Annotated in this window: 29 protein-coding genes and 2 tRNA genes; 15 read left to right on the forward strand and 16 right to left on the reverse strand. The window is 44.4% G+C overall.

The features are described from left to right. Positions 1-1,053 carry a bifunctional diaminohydroxyphosphoribosylaminopyrimidine deaminase/5-amino-6-(5-phosphoribosylamino)uracil reductase RibD gene (ribD, locus tag SCB77_RS05150; RefSeq protein WP_320185364.1) on the reverse strand — a complete coding sequence of 351 codons (1,053 nt, stop codon included), beginning with the start codon at positions 1,051-1,053 and terminating at the stop codon, positions 1-3. Positions 1,054-1,116: 63 nt separating this feature from the next. On the opposite strand from ribD, the gene prmC reads away from it, so the two are divergent. Beyond that, positions 1,117-1,980, forward strand: a complete 864-nt coding sequence (gene prmC, locus SCB77_RS05155; RefSeq protein ID WP_320185365.1) for a peptide chain release factor N(5)-glutamine methyltransferase — start codon at positions 1,117-1,119, stop codon at positions 1,978-1,980. 138 nt (positions 1,981-2,118) lie between these two features. Beyond that, a tRNA-Lys gene (locus SCB77_RS05160) sits at positions 2,119-2,191 on the forward strand. Between the two features lie 95 nt (positions 2,192-2,286). Here SCB77_RS05160 and SCB77_RS05165 read toward each other — a convergent pair. The 5 genes from SCB77_RS05165 to SCB77_RS05185 form a co-directional block, all read right to left on the reverse strand. Then, a complete protein-coding gene (locus SCB77_RS05165; RefSeq protein ID WP_320185366.1) occupies positions 2,287-2,457 on the reverse strand; it encodes a hypothetical protein in 171 nt (56 codons plus the stop codon). Between the two features lie 56 nt (positions 2,458-2,513). Next, on the reverse strand, positions 2,514-3,497 hold the full coding sequence (locus SCB77_RS05170; protein WP_320185367.1) for an ISAon1 family transposase: 984 nt from the start codon (positions 3,495-3,497) through the stop codon (positions 2,514-2,516). Continuing rightward, positions 3,490-3,843 (reverse strand): ISAon1 family transposase N-terminal region protein, encoded by a 354-nt coding sequence (locus SCB77_RS05175; RefSeq protein WP_320185153.1) that lies wholly within the window; start codon positions 3,841-3,843, stop codon positions 3,490-3,492. The genes SCB77_RS05170 and SCB77_RS05175 overlap by 8 nt, the downstream gene beginning before the upstream one ends. A 38-nt stretch (positions 3,844-3,881) precedes the next feature. Beyond that, the gene (locus SCB77_RS05180; protein ID WP_320185368.1) at positions 3,882-4,757 is read right to left on the reverse strand and encodes a Fic family protein; all 876 of its coding nucleotides are present in this window, start codon (positions 4,755-4,757) and stop codon (positions 3,882-3,884) included. A gap of 189 nt (positions 4,758-4,946) precedes the next feature. Then, positions 4,947-5,285, reverse strand: coding sequence for a hypothetical protein (locus SCB77_RS05185; protein ID WP_320185369.1), 339 nt, complete (start codon positions 5,283-5,285; stop codon positions 4,947-4,949). A 433-nt stretch (positions 5,286-5,718) separates the two neighbouring features. Here SCB77_RS05185 and SCB77_RS05190 point away from each other — a divergent pair, with 433 nt between their 5' ends. Together SCB77_RS05190 and SCB77_RS05195 are read left to right on the forward strand one after the other, a co-directional pair. After that, positions 5,719-6,123: a DUF5367 family protein gene (locus tag SCB77_RS05190; RefSeq protein WP_320185370.1), complete on the forward strand. Its 405-nt coding sequence runs from the start codon at positions 5,719-5,721 to the stop codon at positions 6,121-6,123. Positions 6,124-6,336: 213 nt separating this feature from the next. Further along, entirely contained in the window at positions 6,337-6,741 is a 405-nt protein-coding gene (locus SCB77_RS05195) for a helix-turn-helix domain-containing protein (protein WP_320185371.1), read from the forward strand. Positions 6,742-6,879: 138 nt separating this feature from the next. Here SCB77_RS05195 and SCB77_RS05200 read toward each other — a convergent pair whose 3' ends face one another. Further along, on the reverse strand, positions 6,880-7,629 hold the full coding sequence (locus SCB77_RS05200) for a LytR/AlgR family response regulator transcription factor (protein WP_320185372.1): 750 nt from the start codon (positions 7,627-7,629) through the stop codon (positions 6,880-6,882). 1 nt (position 7,630) lies between these two features. Next, complete coding sequence (locus SCB77_RS05205) at positions 7,631-9,256, reverse strand: sensor histidine kinase (RefSeq protein WP_320185373.1); 1,626 nt, start codon at positions 9,254-9,256, stop codon at positions 7,631-7,633. A gap of 385 nt (positions 9,257-9,641) precedes the next feature. On the opposite strand from SCB77_RS05205, the gene SCB77_RS05210 reads away from it, so the two are divergent. From SCB77_RS05210 to SCB77_RS05220, 3 genes are all read left to right on the forward strand, one after another. Then, a complete protein-coding gene (locus SCB77_RS05210) occupies positions 9,642-10,388 on the forward strand; it encodes a nucleotidyltransferase domain-containing protein (protein WP_320185374.1) in 747 nt (248 codons plus the stop codon). After that, positions 10,385-11,455: a DNA polymerase beta superfamily protein gene (locus tag SCB77_RS05215; RefSeq protein ID WP_320185375.1), complete on the forward strand. Its 1,071-nt coding sequence runs from the start codon at positions 10,385-10,387 to the stop codon at positions 11,453-11,455. The genes SCB77_RS05210 and SCB77_RS05215 overlap by 4 nt, the downstream gene beginning before the upstream one ends. Before the next feature lie 157 nt (positions 11,456-11,612). Continuing rightward, positions 11,613-11,685 (forward strand) — tRNA-Lys (locus SCB77_RS05220). Positions 11,686-11,729: 44 nt separating this feature from the next. On the opposite strand, the gene SCB77_RS05225 is transcribed toward SCB77_RS05220, so the two are convergent. Further along, entirely contained in the window at positions 11,730-12,059 is a 330-nt protein-coding gene (locus SCB77_RS05225; RefSeq protein WP_320185376.1) for a type II toxin-antitoxin system RelE/ParE family toxin, read from the reverse strand. Continuing rightward, positions 12,049-12,255, reverse strand: coding sequence for a hypothetical protein (locus SCB77_RS05230; RefSeq protein ID WP_320185377.1), 207 nt, complete (start codon positions 12,253-12,255; stop codon positions 12,049-12,051). The genes SCB77_RS05225 and SCB77_RS05230 overlap by 11 nt, the downstream gene beginning before the upstream one ends. Positions 12,256-12,543: 288 nt before the next feature. On the opposite strand from SCB77_RS05230, the gene SCB77_RS23145 reads away from it, so the two are divergent. From SCB77_RS23145 to SCB77_RS05250, 5 genes are all read left to right on the forward strand, one after another. Next, a complete protein-coding gene (locus SCB77_RS23145; RefSeq protein WP_380936690.1) occupies positions 12,544-12,750 on the forward strand; it encodes a type II toxin-antitoxin system HigB family toxin in 207 nt (68 codons plus the stop codon). 2 nt (positions 12,751-12,752) lie between these two features. After that, the gene (locus SCB77_RS05235) at positions 12,753-13,112 is read left to right on the forward strand and encodes a helix-turn-helix domain-containing protein (protein ID WP_320185378.1); all 360 of its coding nucleotides are present in this window, start codon (positions 12,753-12,755) and stop codon (positions 13,110-13,112) included. 1,384 nt (positions 13,113-14,496) lie between these two features. After that, positions 14,497-15,648, forward strand: coding sequence for a serine hydrolase domain-containing protein (locus tag SCB77_RS05240; RefSeq protein WP_320185379.1), 1,152 nt, complete (start codon positions 14,497-14,499; stop codon positions 15,646-15,648). A 138-nt stretch (positions 15,649-15,786) separates the two neighbouring features. Then, positions 15,787-16,212: a VOC family protein gene (locus SCB77_RS05245; RefSeq protein ID WP_320185380.1), complete on the forward strand. Its 426-nt coding sequence runs from the start codon at positions 15,787-15,789 to the stop codon at positions 16,210-16,212. A gap of 174 nt (positions 16,213-16,386) precedes the next feature. Continuing rightward, a complete protein-coding gene (locus SCB77_RS05250; RefSeq protein ID WP_320185381.1) occupies positions 16,387-17,421 on the forward strand; it encodes an MBL fold metallo-hydrolase in 1,035 nt (344 codons plus the stop codon). A gap of 112 nt (positions 17,422-17,533) precedes the next feature. Here SCB77_RS05250 and SCB77_RS05255 read toward each other — a convergent pair whose 3' ends face one another. Both SCB77_RS05255 and SCB77_RS05260 read right to left on the reverse strand, forming a co-directional pair. Beyond that, positions 17,534-18,445 carry a sugar phosphate isomerase/epimerase family protein gene (locus SCB77_RS05255; RefSeq protein WP_320185382.1) on the reverse strand — a complete coding sequence of 304 codons (912 nt, stop codon included), beginning with the start codon at positions 18,443-18,445 and terminating at the stop codon, positions 17,534-17,536. Between the two features lie 280 nt (positions 18,446-18,725). After that, positions 18,726-19,115: a DUF1398 domain-containing protein gene (locus SCB77_RS05260; RefSeq protein ID WP_320185383.1), complete on the reverse strand. Its 390-nt coding sequence runs from the start codon at positions 19,113-19,115 to the stop codon at positions 18,726-18,728. A gap of 279 nt (positions 19,116-19,394) precedes the next feature. Between SCB77_RS05260 and SCB77_RS05265 the strand changes: the two genes are divergently transcribed. Further along, positions 19,395-20,273, forward strand: a complete 879-nt coding sequence (locus tag SCB77_RS05265) for an SH3 domain-containing protein (RefSeq protein ID WP_320185384.1) — start codon at positions 19,395-19,397, stop codon at positions 20,271-20,273. 89 nt (positions 20,274-20,362) lie between these two features. Then, positions 20,363-20,878, forward strand: coding sequence for a protease (locus tag SCB77_RS05270; protein WP_320185385.1), 516 nt, complete (start codon positions 20,363-20,365; stop codon positions 20,876-20,878). A gap of 55 nt (positions 20,879-20,933) precedes the next feature. On the opposite strand, the gene SCB77_RS05275 is transcribed toward SCB77_RS05270, so the two are convergent. After that, positions 20,934-21,368 carry a hypothetical protein gene (locus SCB77_RS05275; protein WP_320185386.1) on the reverse strand — a complete coding sequence of 145 codons (435 nt, stop codon included), beginning with the start codon at positions 21,366-21,368 and terminating at the stop codon, positions 20,934-20,936. A gap of 130 nt (positions 21,369-21,498) precedes the next feature. Next, entirely contained in the window at positions 21,499-21,696 is a 198-nt protein-coding gene (locus SCB77_RS05280; RefSeq protein ID WP_320185387.1) for a hypothetical protein, read from the reverse strand. 242 nt (positions 21,697-21,938) lie between these two features. On the opposite strand from SCB77_RS05280, the gene SCB77_RS05285 reads away from it, so the two are divergent. Beyond that, positions 21,939-22,322, forward strand: coding sequence for a hypothetical protein (locus SCB77_RS05285; RefSeq protein WP_320185388.1), 384 nt, complete (start codon positions 21,939-21,941; stop codon positions 22,320-22,322). Between the two features lie 59 nt (positions 22,323-22,381). Here SCB77_RS05285 and SCB77_RS05290 read toward each other — a convergent pair whose 3' ends face one another. Both SCB77_RS05290 and SCB77_RS05295 read right to left on the reverse strand, forming a co-directional pair. Beyond that, positions 22,382-24,277 (reverse strand): MGH1-like glycoside hydrolase domain-containing protein, encoded by a 1,896-nt coding sequence (locus SCB77_RS05290; protein ID WP_320185389.1) that lies wholly within the window; start codon positions 24,275-24,277, stop codon positions 22,382-22,384. A gap of 112 nt (positions 24,278-24,389) precedes the next feature. Beyond that, positions 24,390-24,977, reverse strand: a complete 588-nt coding sequence (locus SCB77_RS05295; RefSeq protein WP_320185390.1) for an NAD(P)H-dependent oxidoreductase — start codon at positions 24,975-24,977, stop codon at positions 24,390-24,392. Between the last annotated feature and the right edge of the window lie 7 nt (positions 24,978-24,984).

Raw genomic sequence — 24,984 nt, forward strand, 5'->3', positions numbered from 1 at the left:
TTACCTATTGAAGTAATAAGACAAGGTATCGCTCCCTACTGCTACCGATGACGCTGGACTGCGGTTCAACGCCGGAGAAGCTATGCCCTGATCCCAGCTGGCTGTCGATACAAAAACGCGAGCTTCGTCCCACACACCGGCATCAATAAAGAGCTGCAATGTTTTTACACCACCTTCAATAATGATCGACTGCACATCCATCAGATAAAGCTGGTATAAAATATTCTGCGGCAAGTAAAGCGGAAAATTCTCTAGCGCAATCAGCTTCCGCTTGGCCTGCCAATCGGTTTCCTTCGCATTGAAAACAATGGTCTCCGCCTCCCCGTCATACAGGGCGGCCTCTGCAGGAACCACCAAGTCCCGGTCAATAAGTACACGCTTCGGATTGCGCCCTTTCCGCAACCTAACCGTTAAGGAAGGGTTATCGAGCAGCGCTGTGGCTGTACCCACCAACACCGCATCTTCCTCTGCACGCCACTTGTGCACCAGCTGCTTACTGGCCGCGTTGCTTATCCAGGCCTGCCCTGGTTCGACTGGCGCAAACAGGCCGTTGCTTGTTTCGGCCCACTTCAAAATCACGTAAGGTCGTTGTTGGGTGATTCGCGTAAAGAAACGTCGGTTCATAAACCGGCATTCGGCTTCCAAAACACCTACCCTCGTGTCGATATCGGCATCTTGTAATTTCTGCAGCCCCTGCCCGTTGACCTTCGCGAAAGGATCTAAGCAGCCGATCACCACGCACGCAAACTGATGGCGCACGAGCATATCCGCGCAGGGAGGTGTTTTTCCATGATGCGCACAAGGCTCTAGGCTCACATAGATCGTAGCCCGGCGAAAGCGCTGCAAGGCCTCCTCCTCGCCCAGCATATGCATGGCATTCCGCACGGCGTTGACCTCGGCGTGCGGGCCGCCATAGGGCGATGTGTAGCCCTCTCCTATAATCTGTCCATCGCAAACGATCACGGCGCCCACCATCGGATTCGGACTTACCGTTCCTGCACCCAACACGGCCAAATCAAGGCAGCGGCGCATATATGCTTCATCATGTACCATGATACAAACTTAGTATTTAGCAAAGAATATAAAAAGTGTAGGCAGCTTTTGTAAGTTTGCATCATGAAAGATTACCAAGCTTGGGCAGATGAATACAGCAAGCAACTTGCCACGCTCTACGATGCGGACGAAAGCAAGCAGCTTTTTCTGTTGGCCTATAGCTTCATCAGCCACAAAAAGCCGCTGCACTATGCACTCGAACGCCATATGCCGGTAGCAGACGATATTGCAAACCAGTTCCTACACATGCTGCAGGAACTACAGCGCGGCCGCCCTATCCAGCATATTATTGGTGAGGCCGATTTCTTTGGCCTCCGTTTTAAGGTCAACGAGCATACACTGATTCCCCGAACAGAGACCGAAGAACTCGTTGACTGGATCATGAAGGAATACGGAAATACCCGCGACCTGTCCATATTGGATATCGGCACAGGCTCCGGCAGCATCGCCATCACCCTGTCCAAGCATCTTCCCCATGCACGCGTCGAGGCGCTAGATATCTCCAAAGACGCTATCGCCGTAGCCCGAGATAATGCTGCTCGACTGGGGGTGCAGGTCAACTTTATAGAGGCCGATGTCTTGGAGTGGGATAGCTTTATGCAGGATAGCCAACGCTACACCGTCATCGTCAGCAACCCGCCTTATATCACGCCCAACGAGCAGGCCCAGATGCATATCAATGTCTTGCAGTATGAACCCCATTCGGCCTTATTCGTCGAAGAGCACAACCCTTTGCTTTTCTATAATGTGGCAGCAGACCTCGCCAAAAAGCATATGGAGCATCAAGGTGCCCTGTTCTTCGAGATCAACCAGTACCTCGGCCAGCAAACGTTAGACCTGTTGCGTAAAAAAGGTTTCGAAGACGTCCGCTTACGAAAAGACCTCAACAATGTGGACCGTATGATCTGCGCAAAAATGATTTTTTGACCATTTTTTCAAACTGAAAAACAAGCATTTAATAGCATCGATAAAAAATAAAACCGCTTTGATTTGGCTCAAATCAACATTTTTTATACCTTTGCATCACTTCAAACAACGAAGGCTCCTTCGAAAAGATAGAAGTAAGATTCCGTAGCTCAGCTGGTAGAGCAATACACTTTTAATGTATGGGTCCTGGGTTCGAATCCCAGCGGGATCACAAAAAAAGCAACTCCAAAAGAGTTGCTTTTTTTTGTCACCTAGCTGTGGCTCGAACAGAAGCGTTGGGATGGGTTCGAACATAGCGAAGCTCGTTCAGGGTAATGCTTGATCCTGAGACTGAAATATCTCCCTGTAACGATCTTCAATACGGGCAATCTCATCTGCTGAAAGTACGTTAAACTCCTTATTCTTCGCCCGATCCGAAAGCTTGCCTTTACCCTGTTCCAGGAAACGTACCAGCAATGCAACTATTGTATCGGGCATCTCAAAAATATTATCAAGGTAATCTGGATCATACCGAATTCTTGGGGGGATAAAATTTAAGCATATAATTTCATTACCCTGTACAGGAAGAATTTTGTATCCCTGACTCCGCGGAATATACTCCTAAAGGCCTTAAGTTTTGCATTGAAGGATTCCGCTGAAGCATTTGTACTTTTATTGTCGAAGTAGTGAAGGATATCCGTGTGGTGTGCTGCAATTGACCGGGCAACACTCTCAAAAGATGCGATACCGGAGTTTTCTACCTGATTGTGCCACAGACCAAGCTTGGTAAAAGCTACCATCTTATCCTTGCATTTGTTGAAGATATCTCCCAGTGCCATCGCCAAATCATACGCTTTCTTTAACAGGGGAAAACGTGCAAATAAGATTTCCGCACGGTGCTTTTGGCTTTCTGTCCATTTTGAAGGATGTTTGAACAGCAGGTATCTTGATCTTGCCAATAGCTGTTTGATGGTATCGCCATTGGACAGCAGCTCAGGATCGTAGGGAATACCTTTCTTACGTGCACTGGCGATCTTCTTACTTTCTTCATCCAGCACCTCCCAACGGTACCTTATACGCAGTTCCTGAACGGCATCATAAACCAGTTTCTGCACATGGAACCTATCGATGACCCTTCTGGCATTCCCAAAACACCGGCGGATTGCCTTTGCCATATTGGGAGCCATATCCATCGTTACCTCACGAACTTTATTTCTCAACCTGAGCGGGATACGTTCCAGTACAGCGATGATATCTTCTGCCTTTGTTTCCTTAATGCTGGCCAGGATGGTGCCTTTTCTTCCCTTGGAGGCTTTGCTGCCCACAACGGTATAGAGTTCGCCATTGCTAAAACTGGTCTCATCGATACTCAGCCGCTCGGAGATATTTGCCGGAAATACCGTCCAGTACTCGGCGTGGTGTTTCTGATCCCAATCATGAAAGTCGCTCAGATGGTTCCTGTACTGATCCTGCAGCTGCTTACCATCCAGCTGAAAGAGAAGTCCCAAAAGATGCGCACTGATGGGATGGTTATCCAAATATCCCCTTTAAAAAAAGCCCGAATTCCGTAGTCATCCGAGCACCTTCATGAACGAGGTTCCAATCCCTGGTAATGATCTCCCGTGTATCCAGCACGGTCCAACGTCTACGTCTGATATGTAGGGTGACTTTTTGGCCCCGGATGGGAAAGTCCTTGATCTGGGAAACCGGCATAAAGCCTTTGGATTCCAGCTTACTGTTTTCATAGCCTGAGGGGGCAATGTTTCTTTCATCAAGATAGATGTGAAGTTCTCCATCAACCTTGGAAACATCAATAATATCAAAATAATCTAAAAGCCCTTCGGGCATCAATAAAGACAGTAATTTACGTTCAGCGTCTTGCAAGGTAATCTATTTTAAGAGCGCTAAGCTAAGAATTTATTCTATGCCCCCCAAAGATTCTGCTTGATCCGGTAATCTTTCATCAGATCATACTTTTCAAGGTAATCCACTTCTTCCGGTATGGTATGCTCAATGGTCTGCCGTACACAATCGTACAAAAATTCTGCTTGCCGGGTAGCATCGAAGTAACGGTACAGATCTGCCGTTTCATTCAACACTTCCACATTATTACTGTCATCCGGCCGCCATTGTATTTTTTCGATGCGTGGTTCCGAGAATGCTTCAAGTACCTGACGATACTCATCAAGGCGTTCAAGAATTATAGATGATACCGGAAAAATCAATCCTCTGGTAACGTATTCTTTCTTTAACAGTACATGATGGATGAGGTATCGGTGAATACGTCCGTTACCATCTACAAAAGGATGGATAAACACAAAGCCGAATGCGGTTATAGCTGCAGCCAGCACGGCATCAAAGTCGAGATCTTTTTCTAATCGTGCATTGGTGGCAATCAGCCCTGAAATGAGGTCTTTAACATCTTTCCATCGGGCAGATATATGGTCAGGAATAGGCGTGCCATAACGCCGGTCATGTTCACCAATAAAACCTTCCTGTTTCCGGAGACCCATTTTGGTAAACCTTGGATTGTCTATAACGATACGTTGCCGACGGATTAGTTCTTCTGCCGTAACGGCTTCCTGTCCGGCCTGGCCAATGGCTTTACCCCAACGCTTTGCCCTATTCTGTAGCGGTGTTTCACCCTCAATGGCAAATGATGATTTGGAATCTTTAAGTAGAAGAAATGTGGTCGTCCTTGCCATAACATCGGGATGTATGTTTCCAATAATATCCTTGATTTTTCCGGACAGACCAAAACCAATAAACTGTTCCAGTTTTTCTGTCTTCCTTATCATAGGGCAATATTCTTTTGTTCCCGGTAAGTTATTACGGATACGCTGTCTCTTAACGGTTTCTATAACCTGGTTCAGCCCGTACTGTATTTTGGTATCTACGAGTTCAATGTAATTACCCATCGTAAGATCAGCCAAATCCAACCTTGTTCCTGTCAGCCATTCGTACAAAAACCATATTTTTCTTCTGTATTACCCATTGGGTTCCTCGGCCATCAATGCTGCCAAATCATTTGCGTCCAGGATTGTGAAAAGCTCTTTTAACAGGTACAATTCTATGCCTTCGTATTTCAAGGCAAATGTCAGGTGGCCTATCAATGAGTCTTCCGGTTTATGTCTTGGGGTAAATATCTGCCATTCTATGTTCCTGTATTGCCTGTGCTTATGGCTGATAACGGAAAGCACATCCGGCAAGGGCACGTGCAGACCATACGCTTGTATCAGGGCTGCATATCCTACTAAATAGCCCTCTTCAGGCATTAATCTATCCTGAAAAATGCTTACAAGGTATGAAAAACGATTATTTTCCATAATACTACATGAATTTTAATTACAACTCAAAGGCATGAAAAATAATTACAAATTGTGAAAAACGCTTAAAAATTCGAATACAACCTGAAAAGCACTTAAATATATAGAGATAGAAATGTATCTTCCCCTAAAACAGCTACGATTATTAATGTAGTTTTATAATTTAGGGACAATGAAACAAAGTAAGTTTAGCGAGACACAGTGAAGCCTTCCCGTTTTGTTTAAGCGCTGATATTCGCACTAGGTGCAAATCCCGCTGGGGCTCGAACAGAAGGGTTGGGATGGGTTCGAACATAGCGAAGCTCGTTCAGGGTGATGCTTGGGGATGGTGGGGCGCAACAATTCCCAGCGGGATCACAGAATATAGAAGAAACCACAAACAATAACAGTAGAACATCTTACATTTGCAAGACCAATAATTTATTGACAAACGATGAAAACAAATAAGAAAAACTACCTGCTGATCAGTTTTACCACCGGCTTTTTAGTATGGTTATCAGCAACCCTGTTGTTCAGATTGCTAGGCCAACATTTCTTTATTGTTGACAACGCACTGCTGATGCTATTTTTGTATAGCATATTAATACCTGCATTGGGCTTTATTTCCACGTCGGTTTTTAAAAGACTAAAGTTAGATAACCTAGAGAGCGTAAAGTCAGCAAGTGTGATGGTTTTGCCCGGTATGCTACTCGATACCGTCTGCATCCAGTTTTTTGAACGAATATTCCCCAATATGCCGGAAATATACAGTAAAACTTTCGCCTCTTGGCTTATGTTTGCCTACGCGATCGTTTTGATTTTTGGACTCCTGCACAAAAAACAGGTCTCTAAAAATTAGAAACTTCGCACATCTTTTTGGCTAGGAGCTATTTTCGCGCTGTAGCAACAAGTGCTGCCGATAGCATGTCGGATCGTAATGATACCCCATTGTAAAATACCACCAAAAACAGGTAAAGCATTCGGCTTCCATTGTATTTTACCTACCCCATTATATTGCATCAACGCAAGATATTTTATAACTTAATAACCTAATATTTTTTAACTTTGGATTATGGGTATAGCAGAAGCAAAAAATCATATCGGAAGAAAAATCAGCCGCATCCGCGAGCTACGGGGCATGAAGCAGGAAGCGTTAGCTATCGAATTGGGCGTTAGCCAACAATCCGTCTCCAATATAGAAAAAAGCGAAACCATTGAAGCCAAGCTGCTCGCACAAGTGGCTACTATTCTCGGCGTAACGCCCGAAGCTATCGAAAACTTTAGTGAAGAAGCTGTCTTTAATATTATCAATAATACCTACCACAACACGAGTAGTGATAACTCCACGCTGATAGCGAGTTCACTGAATTACCTACCCACATTTAATACAACCGATAAAATTGTTGAGCTATATGAACGCCTGTTAGATGCCGAAAAAGCAAAAGTAGAATTACTGGAAAAGCTCCTCAACAAGTAAGCAACTAGGATAGGGTGTTTAAAAAATATCCACATGGAAAAATTAGAAAAGCTCACTCGAATGATTGGGCATTTTTTGTGCCCCAATGCTAAATAGACTATATAGTACAAAGCAATGCCATGTAGCTTCGAATATTGGTTAAAGCTGTTTCAAGGCTTGCTTCACCCTATCCCTATTCGGTTTAGAAATAGGGATTTTTTCTCCAGACGTTAAGAGAAGCATACCACCATCTTCTTTCAACCAGCTTTTTACATACGTAGGATTTACCAGATGGCTTTGGTGCGTTCTTAAAAATCCATTGGGCCACAGCAGATCTGCGTATTCTTTCAATGATTTAGAGACTAATATTTTCTCACTGCCTGCTAGGAAGAAATGCGTATACGTATTATCAGCTTCGCAACGTATAATATCCGACAGCGTTACATATCGTATTTCATTTTGCATAGGCAGTGCAATTTTGCTGGCATTCAATTCCGGTACTTTTAGCTGCTGCAATAAAAAATCGAGCTGTGAAGTCGGTATCCGCCTCGCTAATTTATGTTCAGCCTTGTTTACAGCATCCCTCAGCTCTTCAATATCTATAGGCTTTAAAAGATAATCCAGTGCAGCAAATTTTACAGCTTGGATCCCGTACTGGTCATAGGCCGTCACAAAAATAATCTCGAAATTGCGCGCTGGAAGCATTTTTAACACATCAAAACCTGTTTTATCGCCCATATGAATATCTAAAAACACCAAATCTGGCAAACATCTCCCGATGGCGTCCACCGCCTCACCAACACTTTGTGCCATCGCCATGACCGCTACCTGCGGACAGTACGTTTCCAGCAAAGTTCGAAGGTTCTCCAAGTTGGACGTTTCGTCGTCTATTAAAATCGCTTTCATCATATTATAGCCAATCTTTTAATGTTAAGCTTATTTCTGTTCCGTTGGCGTTTGACTGTACAGCTAAGATAAAGCTATTCTCTTTATACATATTATTTAACAGATCGATCCTACGCTCACTCAATAGTAATCCCAAGCCATCACGCTTCTTTGCCGTGTCAAAGCCGTTTCCATTGTCACTCACCGTTAACAGCAAATCCTTTGCTTGCTTAATAAAATTGACCAATACCTTCCCATCGCTAGGTTTCTTTGCTATACCATGCTTCACCGCATTTTCTATAAACGGCTGTAGCAGCATACTCGGTATTTCTGTATTATCTAAATCTAAAGTCTCGCTATAGTTGATTTCATATTGAAAGCCAAACCGCAATTGCTCCATTTGCAGGTAATCATCCAATAACTTCCACTCCTGTGACAAACTTATTAGCTCTTTACCATCAAGTACGTTACGGGTTAGGCGAGCAAATTTAGCGAGATACCTATTGGCGCTATCAATTTCCTTGTTGTTCATCAAATTTTGGATACCAGAAAGCGCATTAAATAAAAAATGAGGATTTAATTGAGCGCGGATAGAATTAAGCTGAAGCTTTGCAACGTTTTTTTGCGCATCCTTTTCCGCCAGTAACTTTTTATTCCTTTGTTTAATGTAAACCATTATCAATCCTACCGAAACACCCAACAATGAACAACTTATTCCGATATACTTCCCTAACTCTCCTGCGGTGTAGCTTTGCTTATCTAAGCTAACAGAAAGCGTATGCCGAGTCGTATATTTTTCTATCTCGTCGGGTGAAAAATCGCAATCCAAACAGCTATCCCAGTTGATCAATGGCTGAATAATAATTTCGTAGCTCCCGGATTCTTTAAACACGCTTTTATCAATGGTCACGTAAGGTAAATGAAAATCGTAGCCTTCAATATCGTCTACGTATCCACCATACTGCCAAGCTGCTGATTCGAAAACCATTTTACCGGTCTGTTTGTCTTTTATGGAGATACCATAGAGATAATCAATAGCTGATTTGTCTTTTACAGCGGTTAGTTCATCATCCTTTTCATTCAAAGCAAGGTTTACATGTTCTTTTGGCGCCGTTATACGATCGTAGTCAACACCCTTATCAGTTGCGAAGCGCTTGGCCAAAAGTTTAATTTTCGCTCTCGGAATAGGCCTACCATATAAAACAGATTTTTGGATATATAGAGGTCTTTCGACACTGTACACTAATATCGTAACCGTCTTGCCTTTCAAAGGAAAAACACCAAGCGTTGTAAACCTTAATATCCCCTCATCTCCCCTATCCACATTATTCAGTAGCTTTTCATCGATGGACTTATTTACCACGATCGGTTTATCGTCGACTAAGATCGTGTACCGAAAGTCAGACACAGGATCTTTCTTTTTAAAATAAATCTGGAGACTTACATTGCTGACTTCCGGAAGATAGCTGAAGGATGTATTGGGTTGATTAGGAAAAACATTATCGTAAACGATGTTTCTAGCAGAACTGTCAACACACATAAGTATTCTTCCTCCCGCCGGATAGGTAAGCGAAAAATCGATGCCTTTCTGTGCATGAACTGCAGTTAGCGTAATAAGAAAGACGAGAAATGTAGGGATGATGTTTTTCATGATGATGCGTTTAATTTTCATCAAACTTGCCACAATAATAACAAAACAAAAACCATAAAACAGCAAAGACCCTGTTTGAAATAGTAAATGCAGCACTTTGCGCAGTATTTGAATCGGCAAAAGAATACATGGCATATCCTTATATTTTAGTCATCGAACGTGCATAACATAGTAGAGATCATTCCCAATGGAACAGCACTTACTAGCCAACTACGCAACCAAACTGCGCAACTCCCATTACAACAGCAATAGCCCAATAAGCCTAACCAAAATTAACCATCTATCCATCAACTATTTAACAATATATTTCAGCGTATAGCGTACTACGCAAACCCGCTGCATAGCGATCAATCAACTTTGTACTGTTAGTTAAGACAGAAACAAAATGAAAACATTAATCAGCAACAAACTAGTTGACATCGCTCGAGATGCCGATGTTACGCTACTATTTGCCTGTGAGTCGGGCAGCAGAGCTTGGGGATTCCCCTCGGTAGATAGCGACTACGACATTCGCTTTATCTATACGCGAAAAACGGAACACTATCTATCGGTTGACAACCTATCGGAAGACATCAAACTCCCCATACAAGGCGATCTAGATATATATGGGTGGGATTTAAGGAAGGTGCTAAGGCTCTTGAAACAAAGCAATGTCACACCTTTCGAATGGATACAATCTCCCATCGTTTATTATGCTGACGAAACATTTCCGGAGCGTTTTCGAGCCTTGCTGACGAACTTCTATTATCCGCGAAAGCACGCGCATCACTATTTAGGACTGGTTAAAGGCAAGTTGCCGCAGTTGGATGCAGAGACGGTTAATCTCAAATCGTTCTTCTACATGTTGCGCAGCCTACTTTCTGCACAATGGAGCTTGGAACTGGGGCACTATGCACCCATGGAGCTGATGCCGCTATTGGCGTTGCTCCCGCCGCACCTGAAGGATGAGGTTCTGACGCTGATAGCGCTAAAGGCAAATGCTGACGAGAACGATTCCTTGGCCTTGCCTGAATCGCTAAAATCCTATATTGCAAAGGAATACATGGCGCTTAGCGAGCGGGCGAAGGACGCTCCGCTAACATACGGAGATACAGCGCTTTTGGATGATTATTTTTTAAAAACCATAAGGTGAAACGACATATGACGATCAACGAATTGAAAGAGCAAAACCTTGTCCTGTTCGAGGCGGTAGTGGGAAGCAAGGCCTACGGGCTGGATGCTGCCGCCTCGGACACAGATATCAAGGGCGTATACTACCTGCCCAAAGCACAATTTTTCGGCATTGGGTATATGGAGCAGGTAAGCAATGAAAGCAACGACGAGGTGTACTATGAATTGGGACGCTATGTAGAGCTGCTGTCAAGAAGCAACCCCAATATGTTGGAGCTGTTGGCAAGCCCAGAAAACTGCATCTTAATCAAGCACCCACTGATGGCCGCTTTCCAGATCGATCAGCTGCTCTCCAAGGAAACAGTAAACAGCTTTTCGCAGTATGCGATGGTGCAGATCCGAAAAGCAAAAGGCTTGAATAAAAAGATCAACAATCCGATGGCGCTGGAGCGAAAAGACCTGTTAGATTTTTGCTACATCCTTGATGGGAACAGTACCATCCCCTGCAACGAATGGTTGCGGGCCAGGAAAATCGATCAATCGCAATGTGGATTAGCAAAGATCAACCACACAAAAGGTATGTATGCACTTTTTTACAGCCACAGCAAAAGCAGTATCTACAAAGGAATACTGGCGAAACCGGGAAGTCAGGAAGTTTCCTGCTCGTCAATCCCTAAAGGAGAGGATCTGAAAGCATATCTGTTTGTCAACCACGAAGCGTACTCAATGTATTGCAAGTCTTATCGGGAATATGTGGAATGGGTAAACAAACGTAATGAGACTAGATTTTCGAGTACCTTGGCACATGGCCAAGGCTACGATGCAAAAAACATGATGCATACCATGCGACTCTTAGAGGTATCCAAAGAGATACTGCTGACGGGAAAACTACAGGTCAGACGGCCAAACAGAAGCTACCTGCTCGATGTAAAGTCGGGAAAATATGCCTATGCCGAATTAGTTCAACGAGCCGAAGACATCCTGCATGAAATAGATTTTTTACTGCATAGCGCCTACCTACAGAACAGCCCGGATGTCGCTCAGCTGGAGGATCAGCTGATACGTATACGAACCGCTTTGTACAGCTAATAAGTAGGCATTGCGATCCTTTACAGATATTTTTCACGTTGATTATCAAGTTTTAAAATCAGCAATGCAAAAATAAACTACATTTTATTTGACATCACAAAGGTTTTTCTTACCTTTGCATCACTTTAAACAAACAGCGTAAGCGACAAGTTTAAAAGATTCCGTAGCTCAGCTGGTAGAGCAATACACTTTTAATGTATGGGTCCTGGGTTCGAATCCCAGCGGGATCACAAAAAAAGCAACTCCAAAAGGGTTGCTTTTTTTATCCCCCTTTTTATTCGGGAACCTGTTTTAACAGCTCGGTAAGTTCCGCATCTGTTAAATTAGACTTTTCAGATTTGTCGTAAATGGTTAGCAGATAAACAGCATCATCGTCAATAACCAAATTTGCAATAACTCTAGCTCCGCCGGATTTGCCCTTTCCTTTTGAGGCAATGGATAACCTGATTTTATAACACCTGTTTCCTAAAGCTGTACCCTGCTCGGGGTTGTTTTCCAAAGAATCAATAAGGTCAATATAATCCCTTTTTAGCGAGGGATACTTTTTAACTAGCCTTTTAAGCTGCTTGTCAAATGAGCGTAAGGTATAGACATTAAAGCTCATTGATCAAATCCCTTGCAGGGCGGGCTTTAAGTTTACCCTGACGTACCAATTTAAGGTCTTCAACCGCTTCTTTAATCTCGTCAACTAAAACAGCATTTTCATCGGAAAGTGGCCTTGCCTTAACAAAAGAAAAGCTACTCAACAGCTCCATTACGAAAGCGGCCTTACTATCCTTAATATCTAATATTACTTTCATGATCCGTGTATCAAAAGGCTTAATACACAAAGATAACTATATCTTTTCAAACATAAAAACAACTCCAAAAGGGTCGCTTTTTTTTTGCCGTGGCTAGGTTCGAACAGAAGGGTTGGGATGGGTTCGAACATAGCGAAGCTCGTTGGTAATTTAAAACATAAAGTTTCTAAATCAGAAACTTTTATTTAATTTTGAACCGACATGCTAATACTAAAGTTACATCTTCTAGACGCATTTAAAAAGAAGCATGCAGATGCAAAGAAGAGTCTTGATGCTTAGGTGACATTGGTGCGAAAAGCTAAATGGGCGAAATCTCAGGACATCATGCAGGAATTTCCGACTGCCAAAATTGTTACTGCAAATAGAGCAAGATTTAAAATAGTTGGAAACAAGTATAGATTGATTATAGAAGCAGAGTTTTTAGACCAGTACGTCGATATTCGATTTGTCGGCATCCATGCCGAATACGATAAAATAGACGCTAAAACAATATAGATATGTGGTATTTATTATACAATGAGGCGGATTATAAAAAAGCATTACAACGCTTCGAGGAATTGAAAAATGTAGAAAGAGGGACAGACGAGCATAAGGAAAAGATGTTACTTGTCAACCTTATTTCCGAGTATGAGACTAAAACTTTTCCAATTTCTGATATCGATCCAATAGAAATGATTAAGATCAGGTTGGAAGAGTTCGGCTACAATCAAAATGAACTAGGTAACAAAAGTACGATCAGTAAGGTGCTCAACTATAAACAGCCCTTATCACTGAAGATGATACGCGAATTTTCGGAAAAACTTAAAATTCCTGCCGAGTTTTTGATCAAAGACTATCAACTTAAAGTCGGACATTAATCCATCGAGTCTTAGATCGATTCAAAAAACTCAAAAAAACTGGCTTTTAACATATTTCAGAAATCGGATATCCCCCAATATTTCTGCTTTTTTTATGTCCCTAGCTGGGTTTTACCAGCGAATCGCGCTATAAATGCTACGTAGCATTCGCTTATCCGACATATTTTGTGAAGCATCACACGGTGCTGACGGATTAGCGAACAGTAATTCAAATCCATCTAACATGCACGGAGATCTGTCTGACGAAAACTGATTGTTGCACTATAAGTGATTTATGCCAAGCTACCTATACGGAAAGTCAAAAGTCGTATTCTAAACACTGTCTGTGACGAACAAAAATGCAGATGATCCGTTTTAAAATCTGTAAAACATCATCATACTAGTATATTACGAGTCTTTTAACGAAATATTCGATTTCTTCAAACGAATGCTACGTAGCATTCACCTATCCGACATGTGTTGAGAAGCATCCTGGAGCACCGACAGATCGGCAAACAGTAATTCAAATCTATCTTACAGGTGCGAAGATCTGTCTGACAAAGACTGATTGTTTTAGTTTAGTTGATTTATGCCAAAGTGAGTACGCAGATAATCAAACTTCTTGCGCGACAAACTGCCCATAGCAAACAGAAATGCATACGAATAATTTTAAAAGCGTCGAATATCATGCTATTCATCCAGCACCATTCGTTTAACGAAAATATACATGCTTTAAAAACGAATGCTACGTAACATTCGAGCATCCTTTTCATCCCACACCCCTTCTTTCTCTATATACAAAGCTCCATAAAGTAAAGACGCTGTGTCGTTACTGTACGATGACTTCTACTATAGACGCAGCAAACCAAATTGCTTGCAATAGGAACCTCCGCACAAGTAAGAAGGATTGGATGCTACCACAAAAGGATTGCACTACCCGTTCATCGGTCCAGATTAGCTATCTTATACTTTGCTGGGCCTACCAGCTGGAATTACTTTGATACCTGAAACATTGCAGATGGATTGCCGCGCAAATAAAAACTAAGGATGGCCAATAAACTATGCTGCAGTGATCGTCGATGACGGGCAATGCATAATCAGCATGGCTTCTACAACAAAAAGACATAAAAATAGCACGATGCATAGCTGTATCCACGCTCTACAATGGCTTAGAAAACCAGGGGATATCCTCCAAAAACAGACCGGCTAGATAAAACAAATACGAGCGAAATACTAAGCATTTTTTTTCTAAATTAGCTAAGCAGATAACGCGCTGCTGCACTGATTTTTACGCAAAACAAACTTAGCTTATATACATGCATACAAGCTCCCAAGAAAGAAGAACAAGCAAACAAGCGCGCCATAGCATTGTTGAACAGATAGATGTATACCTAACGATAGCATAATGAAACTATTCCCTAAAATTTTGGCCTGGATAGCAGGCCTTATACTTTTGCTAATTGCCTCAGCCTATATATTCAAGGTGGACTATATTTTGAAAGCCGTGTGGGTAACCTACTTTCATGGGCACACTACCGCCTACCTAGCAGACTATCCCTATTTCGACAACCACAGCGTGCAGACCGCTACCCCACAGCCTTGGGCCGAGCATGCGCAAAAGATACAGCTTCCAGATAGCATGGCACAATTCCATGAAGCCGAAAAGTCCGTTGCTTACGTCATTATACATCGGGATAGCATAGTGCTGGAACAGTATTTTGATGAATATGACCGCGATTCCAAGTCCAACTCCTTTTCCATGGCCAAAAGCGTGGTCTCCGCCATCTTGGGCAAGGTGATTGAGGATGGTAAGATCAAAGGCCTCGACCAAAAGATCGTGGATTTCGTGCCCGAAATAGCCGGAAAGCACGCCGCTGAAGTCACCTTTCGGGATCTGGTGAGCATGAGCTCAGGAATGAAGTGGGAAGAGGACTACTACAGTCCGTTTTCGGTGGTTACCCAGCTTTATTTTGATAAAAGCATTGAAGCCATGCTGCCCAAGCTTCCCATAAGCAGCAAACCTGGGCAGCGGTTCAGCTACCAAAGTGGCGACACCCAACTATTGGGCATAGCGATAGAGCGCGCAACACGCTCGTCACTAAGCGAGCTGCTCTCAGAATACTTCTGGAAACCCATGGGAGCCGAACAGGAGGCATTGTGGCAGGTAGATAGCAAAGAGCAGGGTATTGAAAAAGCCTACTGCTGCCTTGCAAGCAATGCGCTGGACTTTGCACGCTTCGGTAAACTGTACCTGCAGCATGGCCGATGGAACGACAAGCAACTGCTATCCGAAGATTACGTATCAGCATCCTTGACCCCAAGGTTTGCGAACGGAGAAAACTATGGCTACAGCTGGTGGCTTGGAAATTTCAAGGGCAAGCCCTATTTCTATATGGATGGGCACCTCGGGCAATTCGTTATTGTAATCCCCAGCGACGAGCTGATCATCGTTCGGTTGGGGCATCAATTTGACAACAAACCCAAAGGAGATCCGGGATCTGCTTTTTACAAGTTTATCGACGATGCCTATCAGTTGCTGGACAAGAAGCCCCAGTAGCGCCCATGGCAGAACCAGCCCAGCCGGCAGGGATTGAGCCGAGCAAGTGCAGCTGAAATAACGTACCTTTATAAAGGTGCTGTGCACCATGCGCGACAGGAACATCAAAACACAGCACAGCTAACGATAAATCAAGCGATGAAAAAAGTAACAGGAATAGGCGGCATCTTCTTTAAAAGTCAAGATCCGGAAAAAATGAGAGATTTGTACCGTACCCACTTGGGGCTACAAACAAACCCGTATGGAAGCGTCTTTGAATGGCGGCAGGCCACCGATGCCAGCAAACACGGCTACACACAGTGGAGCCCCTTTGCCAACGATACCAAATACTTCGGCAACCCCGACCAAGCATTCATGATCAACTACCGTGTGGAAAATTTGGAAGCCTTGGTGGAAGAACTAAAATCCCAAGGCGTCACCATCGTAGACGAGATTGAATCCTACGACTATGGCAAGTTTGTCCACATCATGGACCTGGAGGGCAACAAAATAGAGCTTTGGGAGCCCAACGATATTGCCTACGAGCAGCTGGGCAAAGACCTCGGCGCCGAAACCACCAAGTAAACAAGGGCCTACCTTCCCCTCTTTATCCTACGAACGAAAAAAGAGCAAAACCTAGACGACGCTTGGCGACCTAGGTTTTGCTTTTTACAGCGCAAAAACAAAGAAAATAAGGGATAGCATAAAGTAAAAAGGGCGCTCCTTCGTCCACTACAGAAAAAAGACAGATCGCACAGCATGAAGTTAAATAAAATGTTTGGGCAGTTTCCCGATCAAAAACGGAAAGCCTATTTCAAGACGCTCCACAACTATAAAGACGGACAATTCCAAAACCTGATTCCCACACCAGCCCTCTTGGAGGGCGAAAGTATGGCCAAGCTGTTGTGGGAATTTTTCGGCAAACATGCAGATACCACGCCCACATCCCCCATTCCCAGCATTAAAACCGACCTTCGGCAGCTGGAGTCAGGCAAAGACATACTCGTTTGGTTCGGACACAGCTCTTACTTTATACAGCTTGATGGCAAGCGCTTTTTAATAGACCCCGTTTTTAGCGGTAATGCATCGCCGGTTTTCGGTTCGGTGAAGGCTTTCGCCGGAAGCAACGACTACCAGGCTAGCGACATGCCCGATATCGATGTGCTGCTGATCAGTCATGACCATTGGGACCATTTGGACTATGGCACCATACGCCTGCTGAAAGATAAGGTAAAATTGGTGATCTGTGGGCTGGGCGTAGCACAGCACTTTATATTCTGGGGCTGGCCCGAAGAAAAAATCGTGGAAAAAAACTGGCATGAATCGGTCGATCTATCGGACAATTTTCAGATCACCCTAACGCCAGCGCGCCATTTTTCGGGGCGATTTCTAAGCAGAAACATCTCTCTTTGGACTTCCTTCGTATTGCAGACACCCAGCAAAAAGCTATTTCTAGGTGGCGATAGCGGCTATGGGCCGCATTTCAAAGACATTGGCCAGCAGTATGGACCATTCGATTTGGCCATCTTGGAATGTGGGCAGTACAATGAGCGATGGCCCTACATACATTCCCTGCCGCCAGAAATTATACAAGAAGTTGAAGATCTGCAGGCAAAGGCCTTTATGCCGGTGCACCACTCCAAATTCAAATTGGCGCAACACCCTTGGTATGAACCGTTGGAGCAGGTAAGCAGCCTGGCCGAAGCGGCGTCCAGCCCTATTGTAACGCCCAAGATCGGCGAAGGTGTCGACTTGGATAGCATAAAAACGCAGTGGCCGAAATGGTGGAGATAGCCTAGCGTAGCTGCAAAAAAAAGAAGGGTACGCTAGCCATAAGTCCAGCGTACCCTTCTTTTACATTTATCTGCATCATCCGAACGAAGATCCGTCGGATGGCATCAAAAAGCTATTTTGCGTAAGAAGCCTTCACGAAAGGCGCAGCCAATAGGTAATCGATACTTTGCTTCAGCGCAGTTTCCAAATCGCCAGAAACCTCTTCTACCTCGACAAAGATATGTTTCACGCCAGCCACGTCCGTGTTTTTGAAGATGGCATCAAAACCCACCATACCACTTTGACCAATCTCACGGTGATCTTTGATGTGCAAGGCCGTAAAACGTCCAGGATATTTGTTGAAATAATCCACTGGGCTTGCTTTCCCGATCACCGTCCAGTATACATCCATTTCAAAAAAGACATTTTCCGGGTTGGTATGCTCGATCATATAATCCAACATCACGGCTTTATCTTCCACTTTTAGAAACTCGTGCGCATGGTTATGGTATCCATATTTAATGCCATGCTTACGACATAGCTTGCCCACCTCATCCAAATAACGGCATTCGGTAGCTAGATCAGCAAGACTCTTAGGCACATCCAACCAAGGCGTAACAATATATTTCATGCCCGCTGCTTTATGCGCCAGGATAGTGGTTTCCCACCAAGCCAACGACTCCGAAAAATCGCCTGATGCCAACTCTTCTTTGGATAGCGTTTTGGTGGCATGGGAAGACAATACCTTCATGCCAGCTTTCTCGACATTCTTTTTGAACACCTCAGGGCTGGTGTTATAAAACTTACCATCCCGATAGCCTGCCGCCTCGATCGAGGTATACCCCATCTTGGCCAGCTTTTCCAACACCGACGCATAGTCAGCATTATACCCATTCGGATCAACATGACTACCCATCATGTCGCGTACCGAATAGAGCTGCAGCCCGATATCCTTCTTCGCCTTTGCTTGTTGCGCATAACTCGCTCCCCCCACCATGCTCATACCCGCGAACAAAAGGGACGCTACTAAAAATTTGATTTTCATATAGTTTGTTTAATGTAAAAACACATGATCTCTTAAGCTTCTCTTCAAGGATGCCGCCGTATAAGCCATACAAAAGCAAAAATACAACAACGTAAAGGTTGACCACAATCGCCAAAGAGAACGCTTTATGAAGGGCTTTATCTCACATAGCCCTACACAATAGTATGCAAATTTTCAAAATATACCAAGCTAAAACTCCCTAAGCATCCTATGCAGGAAGCTTGCTCGAAGCAAATGAAAACGCTTTTTTTCGACCAGCTAGCTCACATACCCTTTGGAATTAACTCGGTATACGCTCGACCAAGATCTCCTTCTTGTCGGCATCATAATACGTACAGGTTAACGCCTCCAGATCAGTGATCCAGCTATACACGCCGTTTATAGCGCAGTCTTGGCAAAACTGCAGATAATCGGTTCCTCCTTGCTGGTGAAGCTTGAGTGCCGCAGCAAACTCGGCCGGTTTATAAACTGCAAGAACCTCCAAAGGCCCATAGATGGCTTCGCTGGCCAACTTATAGTCGGCTTCTCCCGTATACAGGGCATGCCCATCAGGCACAAAAGTTTCGTAGGCATGCACCCCCAATTGACGTAAATCCTGTATGTAGCGCGGAAAATCAACTCCCGACTTTACGCGGCTATGTGCCGCTTTAATATCCTGAATAGTAAACATACCTGCTCTCCGTATTTTGCTTAATTAATGAAGATACAAAAAAAAATAAAATAAATTTGCACTTAGTGTATAAAATACACTATATTTGTATCATCATAATTTAGGTTTATAATTGGTTAGCTAAAGGTTTTCATTCTCCCCGTTTGAAAACCTTTTTTTTATGCCTAGCACGAACCAAAACCATCTTCCAGGACATAAATATCCCCGTTTTCAGGGAATCCGCTTCGACAACGAAACATTACCTTTGTAGGGTTGTTTAACAAAAAACAAGATAACATAATGGTACAACGATTGATCTATACGCTGCTGCTTTTGATCCCTTTCTGCGGCTACGGCCAAGATGAGCCCGCGGCCTATGCCGTTTCCGATGAGTTTACGATATGGAACCTATCCCCCAACGACACGGCTTACGTCTATGCCGATGTGGCCTACCTACGGGATCAGCCCAATTTGCAAGGACGTGTATTGGATTCGCTGACAGCGGGAACCATGGTTCAAATTGTTAGTCCGACTTATGGAAGAAATAAAATCAAAGGTTTCCATGCACCATGGCAGCAGATTGCCTACAAAAAGGACAATACCGTAAAAAAAGCATTTATCTGGATAGGCTTACTGGCACTCGGAAAACAAAAGGATGCCGCAGGGCAGCTTTTTATCTACGGTTACGACCGCTTTATCCCCTATGATGAAGATAACCCCGATCGATACCTTTGTTCCATAAAATTGTTTGACCAACAGCGGAACATGCGCGGCAAGCACACCTTTCAGGTCGACTATTCCGAACAGAGCTTTACCGACAGCAAATTATTACCCAGTATGGGCCTAAGCGAGCTGCAACAGATCTTCCGCGTAGCCTTCTTGGGCGAGGCTTGCGGCATTCCCTCCAATTATTACTATGCTGGCTGGAATGGATCCATGTTTATAGATCTGCCCATGCGCTACTCCGTTAGCGATGCCGGTATCTACTACTACGAAGAGTCTATTCTCTTTCCCACAGAACACAAGAAAGAAGCCAATGTGATCTACAAGATTATTGAAGAGGGCGAAGCCCCAGAAGAGGTCGATGACTTAGCAGAAATCACCTACGACATTAGGAAAAAGCAGGAAAAATTTCTTTGGAATGGCAAAAGTTTCACACGGCTGACGGGATCCAAATAACTAGACATTGCCTGCACAGCATTTTTTTTGAACAGCTGTAGCCAAAAGCCTCCCGAGGACGTTTGCTACACAACAACAAATTCTATTCTATGAACATATCTATATATGCCATGACAGCTTTGGCTGCAGGACTCGTGTTGAGCGCCAGCTGCCAGCAGACAGGTAAAACAAATGAAACGGAGGCCGCTTCAGCAGATAGCGTAGCCCATAGCAGTGATACAACACTTGTCGCTTCGCTACAGGCGAAGCCCCTATATGAGCTTAAAGACAGTATTTCCGTACTCTTTACGGTTCAAAATCCAACGGACGACACACTGCGCTTTACCCAGTACCACACGCCCTTTGAGGGCTTTATAAGCAATTTTCTGACCATCACCGACGCGAGCGGCGCCGAAGTATCCTATATAGGTGCGATGACCAAACGCATCATGCCTCCACCGGCGGATACCTACCATACCGTAGCACCTGGCGCGCAGGACAGCGTTCGCTTTAGTCTAGCAAAAGGGTACCGCTTCGAAAAACCCGGAATATACACGTTACAGTATAACAGTGGTGCGATCAGCGGCATTTCAAATGGCAGCCCGATAAAAATTGAATTAAAATAAGGTTTGAAAAAATAAAAGCCCTCGTTTTTCAATGGGGGCTTTCCCAGATCTACAGCTATTGCTTGGCCAAGACATGACTCACGTCGACGCGCACAATATCTTTGATGGCTCCGCCATACTGCCGTCTATCAAAATATTCGATGGTATCTACCATGCCGATCACCGTAACCAAAGCATCATCGTTCTTCAACAAAAAGGAATGTAAATCCCCCTCGTCTTGATTCACATGTATCCATATAGGCTTGAAGTCCGCGCAATCGCCAAAGGGATAAATGGCAGCATCGTCATATTCGTATACCAACTTTCCTCGCAATTTAACTTCCTTGCCATGCAATGTCTGTTCCTCATCCTGCATTTGGCTGAGAAAGGTATGTGCTAAATCGGGCTGCATAGCCAGTTCATCAACCCAACTTTCGTCAGCCTGCCTATATCCTTCTTCGGCACAGCCAAAAACACCTATTAAAGCGCAAAATATGCTTAATCGAATCATAATTCCTAGGTCTTATTCATACATACTAGTCAGAAAGCAATGCCCATAACCTAAGCATCTATATGCATAACGAAAAAAACAGGACATCGGTATGCAAAGCCATACATCTTCATAAAATATTTAGCTTGCACTAAAATATTTTATGCAGCAATCGCTGTATGGCACACCACTCCTGGTATTCTGATTCATTCCAGACCGTCCGGAACTTATTCAACAATTCGGATGATCGCTTACGCAAGGCCTCAATATCAGCGCCATGGTATGTTGATGGCGATGAGGTCGGCAAATGTATTTCCTGCTTACGCGCAGCGTTATTTACGGAACCCATAGTCATTTAGTTTAATAACATCTAAGTTAAGTACTTATAAAGAAAACTCAATTATCCAAAAGATTAAATTATCATTAATTTTTAAAAAAAGTGCTTTCGAGAGCCGCAATACCTCGTAAAATCGGCTCTACGCGCGCTTAGACGAGCCGACAGTGAAATGCAAAAAATTGCATTTTTTTAAAACGAACTTTCCTTTTCTACGTCATGTAAATGTAATGCAACAAAAATTTAATATAATATTTATGAAAGCAGCAATCAAAATCTTGGGTTTATTAATGGTGTCAGTATTCATCTTCAGTGCATGTAGCAAAGATGATGATCCTGCAGACAACGATTTATTTGTGGGTACCTATAACGGTTCCGTGGCCTTCAGCAGCTCCAATGATGGAGAAGCCGATGTGACCTCTACCGAAGGGTCTGTACGTGTAGTAAAGGTTGGAGATAACTATAGCTTCAACTTTTCGAACAGCATCCCCACACTAAGTGACATCAAAATGGAGAAAAATGACAACACCAGCATTGTATTTAGTGACGACGCTATAGGCTCCATTACGGTAACGGCATCCACGCTACGTATTCTCTACAACAGAGATGGCCGAACTTGGACGGCCAACGCAGATCGCTAGAAGAAGCTAAAAAAGACTTGTAAATATAAAGGATAGGGACGCGTCCCTATCCTTTTTTGTTATTTGCTTAACGATACCGTAAGCTTGGTGTTTAACCGCTCGCTACGCGCAGCGAGCTTGCCATCCACCCAAACGCAAAGCATGTTTTGGTCTCCGGGTTTATCTGCATCCCAATCCTTTTTCCAAACAATGTCCACATCATGTTCATGATAACGTAGCCTACCTAAGTAGAAAAAATCCCACTCCGCTTCGGGCAGTAAGGGCTGTACCTCAAATTTGTCGTCGTGCTGTGCCTTGAACCCCAGTAGGTCTTCGATAATGATATCTGGAAAAGTAGAATGAAAATAATCCTGCTCGCCGCCAAAGGTCTTCCCATCACTGGGGATGTACCATTCACCAATATTGGGCTGCGCCGGATTATGTAAGGCCGTCAGTTTGCGGATATGATCATAGAGAATGCGGCGATCCGCATCGCTTATGTCTTGTTTATAATGGCGTAGATAGTTGGCGTAAGCCTTGTATACCACCGAATTTTGGAAAGGCCAGCCACGACCGTTCCACGCATAGGTCTGCTCATTGTAATAGGGATGTTGCCGCTCGGCCGTTGTCATGCCCTGCTTGTTGTTAAAACCCTTATCAGAAGCAAACAGTGACCAAGCATCAGCATAGTCGGTCGCTTTATCGGCTGGGATCATATTGAAATACCACGGCGTGTAGCCTACCGACTCCCGCACACGGGCTTCAAAGTCGTGCGCGCCAAATGCATTGTCGCCGGCCGTGTAGCTGTTGAAAAAATGGTCTTCATCGTTCCACAGCACATCCATCACCTTGTTCTGCAGGCGCGTTGCCCGCTGTTGGTAGAGCGCAGACTTTTTACTTGCGCCGCTTTGCGCATAGTCCCGTTCATCCATGCGGTATAGCTCGCTCAAGGCACGCAGGTTGCCATAGGCATAACCATTTACCGAAGGACGCACTAAATAAAGATCTGGATAGCCCTTCCGATAGGCCCGCGGATACTGGGCCGCCTGTGCCGACTTCGCGGCATTATCCGTCGTTCCCCAGCCGAGGTAATAATCTCGCCAATTGTCGGCTGTGTACAGATCGTATGCCCCTTCGCTAGCGATCAGCCCCAGCACGGCCGACAAGCTGAATTCCATCCCGTCATACAGGTCCAAAATCTTGTACAAGCCATCCGTTTTGGCGCCGCTTCTTTGCACGGTAAACAAGCTATCCCACACCGCTTGGTGTCGCTCCATATCCGGGAGGATGCCATGCAGCCAAGCCGAATCGGGGTGTATACGCAAATAGGCATCCACCCCATCCAGCATCCAGCTGGAGAAATGGTGGCTTTCAGGTCGACTTAAATAGGTCAGGAAATTGCCGTTCTCCCGCTGGTTCAGGTGCGAGGCGGAGCCACGAATAAAATAATCGGCATAAGACTTCAGGTATTTGTCATCCCGCAGCCAGCGCACGTCATAGAATTGATGTCCTGCAGGGCAGGTTATAGCGCCACTTAACGAGGCCCAGGGCCTTGGACCGAAAAACTCAGTCACCACCCAATATTTTTGCTGATCTTCAGGATCTGCATATTCTTTGAGATGTTTGCTCACCATCCACCAGCGGTAGTTGTATACCTTGTTGGTGGCATCATCCGAACTGAGAAACAAAGGTATATTACTGATCAGAAAGGCTTTGTTGTTATGGGCATTGTAGGGTCCATCCGATTTGGGACGTCCCTCGTAGCTGTTAAATTCGTCTACTTGCGTAGCTAGCAGTTCATGGGACAGGCCTTGCAAGCGATCGCGTTCCTTCGAGAACACAAGCTCTTGCCGGCTCGAGCAGGCCGTAACGAGGCCAAGGGCAATACACAAAGAGGCCATGGCGGATGCACGCGATAGTCGGATACACTGGCGTAGGCAAAGGGGAAACAGGAGGTTCATAGACGGTCTATACATTTGTTGTATGTTTAAAGATAGTCCTTCGACCCTAAAAAAACAACAAAAAAAACCAAATTAGCCCTTGCTAAAACCATTATTCACCATGAGCTAAGGGCTTATAAACAAGAACTTAGCGTCGTCTCTTACCCAAGTTTTCTACCTTGGCCAGCCAATTTTCCCGCTGCTTTTCTGTAGAGCTTCGTATGATCCCGACATAGGTTACCTTTACCGGCTTCACCCCACAAAATTCCAGCGTAGCTTTTTTCAATTGATTGACGCTGGGACGACCAAAAAGCATGCGATAGATAAAGCTTGGTTGATCTAGGCTGGTTATAATTCTGGCTGTTCGCCCTTTCAGCAATTTATCCCAGAAAATGGAATCCTTCCGATAGGCATAGGCCAGCCCCGGCAAAAATAATCGGTCGATAAATCCTTTCATGAGCGCTGGCAGTCCACCCCACCAAACCGGATGCACCCACACGAGATGATCTGCCCAGCGGATATGCTCCCAAGCAGCGAGTAGATCAGGCTCCAAATCCATGCGTTTATGATAGCCGTTGGCCAAGTTGGGGCTAAAGTCAAGGTTAGCAATCGTTATCATGCGCACCTGCGCTCCACCTGCGATTGCCCCTCTACTGTAGGCCTCAGCCAAGGCGGTATTAAAGGACGATACTCGTGGATGTCCATTGATGATGGTTATTTTTTTTGCGACGTTCATACCTACA

Origin of the sequence: Sphingobacterium bambusae (assembly GCF_033955345.1) — a bacterium.
GTDB lineage: Bacteria > Bacteroidota > Bacteroidia > Sphingobacteriales > Sphingobacteriaceae > Sphingobacterium > Sphingobacterium bambusae.

What these genes read in the sequence shown, in the direction of transcription:
- ribD (WP_320185364.1), bottom strand. Translation starts at nt 1,053, where the DNA reads ATGGTACATGATGAAGCATATATGCGCCGCTGCCTTGATTTGGCCGTG.
- prmC (WP_320185365.1), top strand. Translation starts at nt 1,117, where the DNA reads ATGAAAGATTACCAAGCTTGGGCAGATGAATACAGCAAGCAACTTGCC.
- SCB77_RS05165 (WP_320185366.1), bottom strand. Translation starts at nt 2,457, where the DNA reads ATGCCCGATACAATAGTTGCATTGCTGGTACGTTTCCTGGAACAGGGT.
- SCB77_RS05180 (WP_320185368.1), bottom strand. Translation starts at nt 4,757, where the DNA reads ATGATAAGGAAGACAGAAAAACTGGAACAGTTTATTGGTTTTGGTCTG.
- SCB77_RS05185 (WP_320185369.1), bottom strand. Translation starts at nt 5,285, where the DNA reads ATGGAAAATAATCGTTTTTCATACCTTGTAAGCATTTTTCAGGATAGA.
- SCB77_RS05190 (WP_320185370.1), top strand. Translation starts at nt 5,719, where the DNA reads ATGAAAACAAATAAGAAAAACTACCTGCTGATCAGTTTTACCACCGGC.
- SCB77_RS05195 (WP_320185371.1), top strand. Translation starts at nt 6,337, where the DNA reads ATGGGTATAGCAGAAGCAAAAAATCATATCGGAAGAAAAATCAGCCGC.
- SCB77_RS05200 (WP_320185372.1), bottom strand. Translation starts at nt 7,629, where the DNA reads ATGATGAAAGCGATTTTAATAGACGACGAAACGTCCAACTTGGAGAAC.
- SCB77_RS05205 (WP_320185373.1), bottom strand. Translation starts at nt 9,256, where the DNA reads ATGAAAAACATCATCCCTACATTTCTCGTCTTTCTTATTACGCTAACT.
- SCB77_RS05210 (WP_320185374.1), top strand. Translation starts at nt 9,642, where the DNA reads ATGAAAACATTAATCAGCAACAAACTAGTTGACATCGCTCGAGATGCC.
- SCB77_RS05225 (WP_320185376.1), bottom strand. Translation starts at nt 12,059, where the DNA reads ATGAGCTTTAATGTCTATACCTTACGCTCATTTGACAAGCAGCTTAAA.
- SCB77_RS05230 (WP_320185377.1), bottom strand. Translation starts at nt 12,255, where the DNA reads ATGAAAGTAATATTAGATATTAAGGATAGTAAGGCCGCTTTCGTAATG.
- SCB77_RS05235 (WP_320185378.1), top strand. Translation starts at nt 12,753, where the DNA reads ATGTGGTATTTATTATACAATGAGGCGGATTATAAAAAAGCATTACAA.
- SCB77_RS05240 (WP_320185379.1), top strand. Translation starts at nt 14,497, where the DNA reads ATGAAACTATTCCCTAAAATTTTGGCCTGGATAGCAGGCCTTATACTT.
- SCB77_RS05245 (WP_320185380.1), top strand. Translation starts at nt 15,787, where the DNA reads ATGAAAAAAGTAACAGGAATAGGCGGCATCTTCTTTAAAAGTCAAGAT.
- SCB77_RS05250 (WP_320185381.1), top strand. Translation starts at nt 16,387, where the DNA reads ATGAAGTTAAATAAAATGTTTGGGCAGTTTCCCGATCAAAAACGGAAA.
- SCB77_RS05255 (WP_320185382.1), bottom strand. Translation starts at nt 18,445, where the DNA reads ATGAAAATCAAATTTTTAGTAGCGTCCCTTTTGTTCGCGGGTATGAGC.
- SCB77_RS05260 (WP_320185383.1), bottom strand. Translation starts at nt 19,115, where the DNA reads ATGTTTACTATTCAGGATATTAAAGCGGCACATAGCCGCGTAAAGTCG.
- SCB77_RS05265 (WP_320185384.1), top strand. Translation starts at nt 19,395, where the DNA reads ATGGTACAACGATTGATCTATACGCTGCTGCTTTTGATCCCTTTCTGC.
- SCB77_RS05270 (WP_320185385.1), top strand. Translation starts at nt 20,363, where the DNA reads ATGAACATATCTATATATGCCATGACAGCTTTGGCTGCAGGACTCGTG.
- SCB77_RS05275 (WP_320185386.1), bottom strand. Translation starts at nt 21,368, where the DNA reads ATGATTCGATTAAGCATATTTTGCGCTTTAATAGGTGTTTTTGGCTGT.
- SCB77_RS05280 (WP_320185387.1), bottom strand. Translation starts at nt 21,696, where the DNA reads ATGGGTTCCGTAAATAACGCTGCGCGTAAGCAGGAAATACATTTGCCG.
- SCB77_RS05285 (WP_320185388.1), top strand. Translation starts at nt 21,939, where the DNA reads ATGAAAGCAGCAATCAAAATCTTGGGTTTATTAATGGTGTCAGTATTC.
- SCB77_RS05290 (WP_320185389.1), bottom strand. Translation starts at nt 24,277, where the DNA reads ATGTATAGACCGTCTATGAACCTCCTGTTTCCCCTTTGCCTACGCCAG.
- SCB77_RS05295 (WP_320185390.1), bottom strand. Translation starts at nt 24,977, where the DNA reads ATGAACGTCGCAAAAAAAATAACCATCATCAATGGACATCCACGAGTA.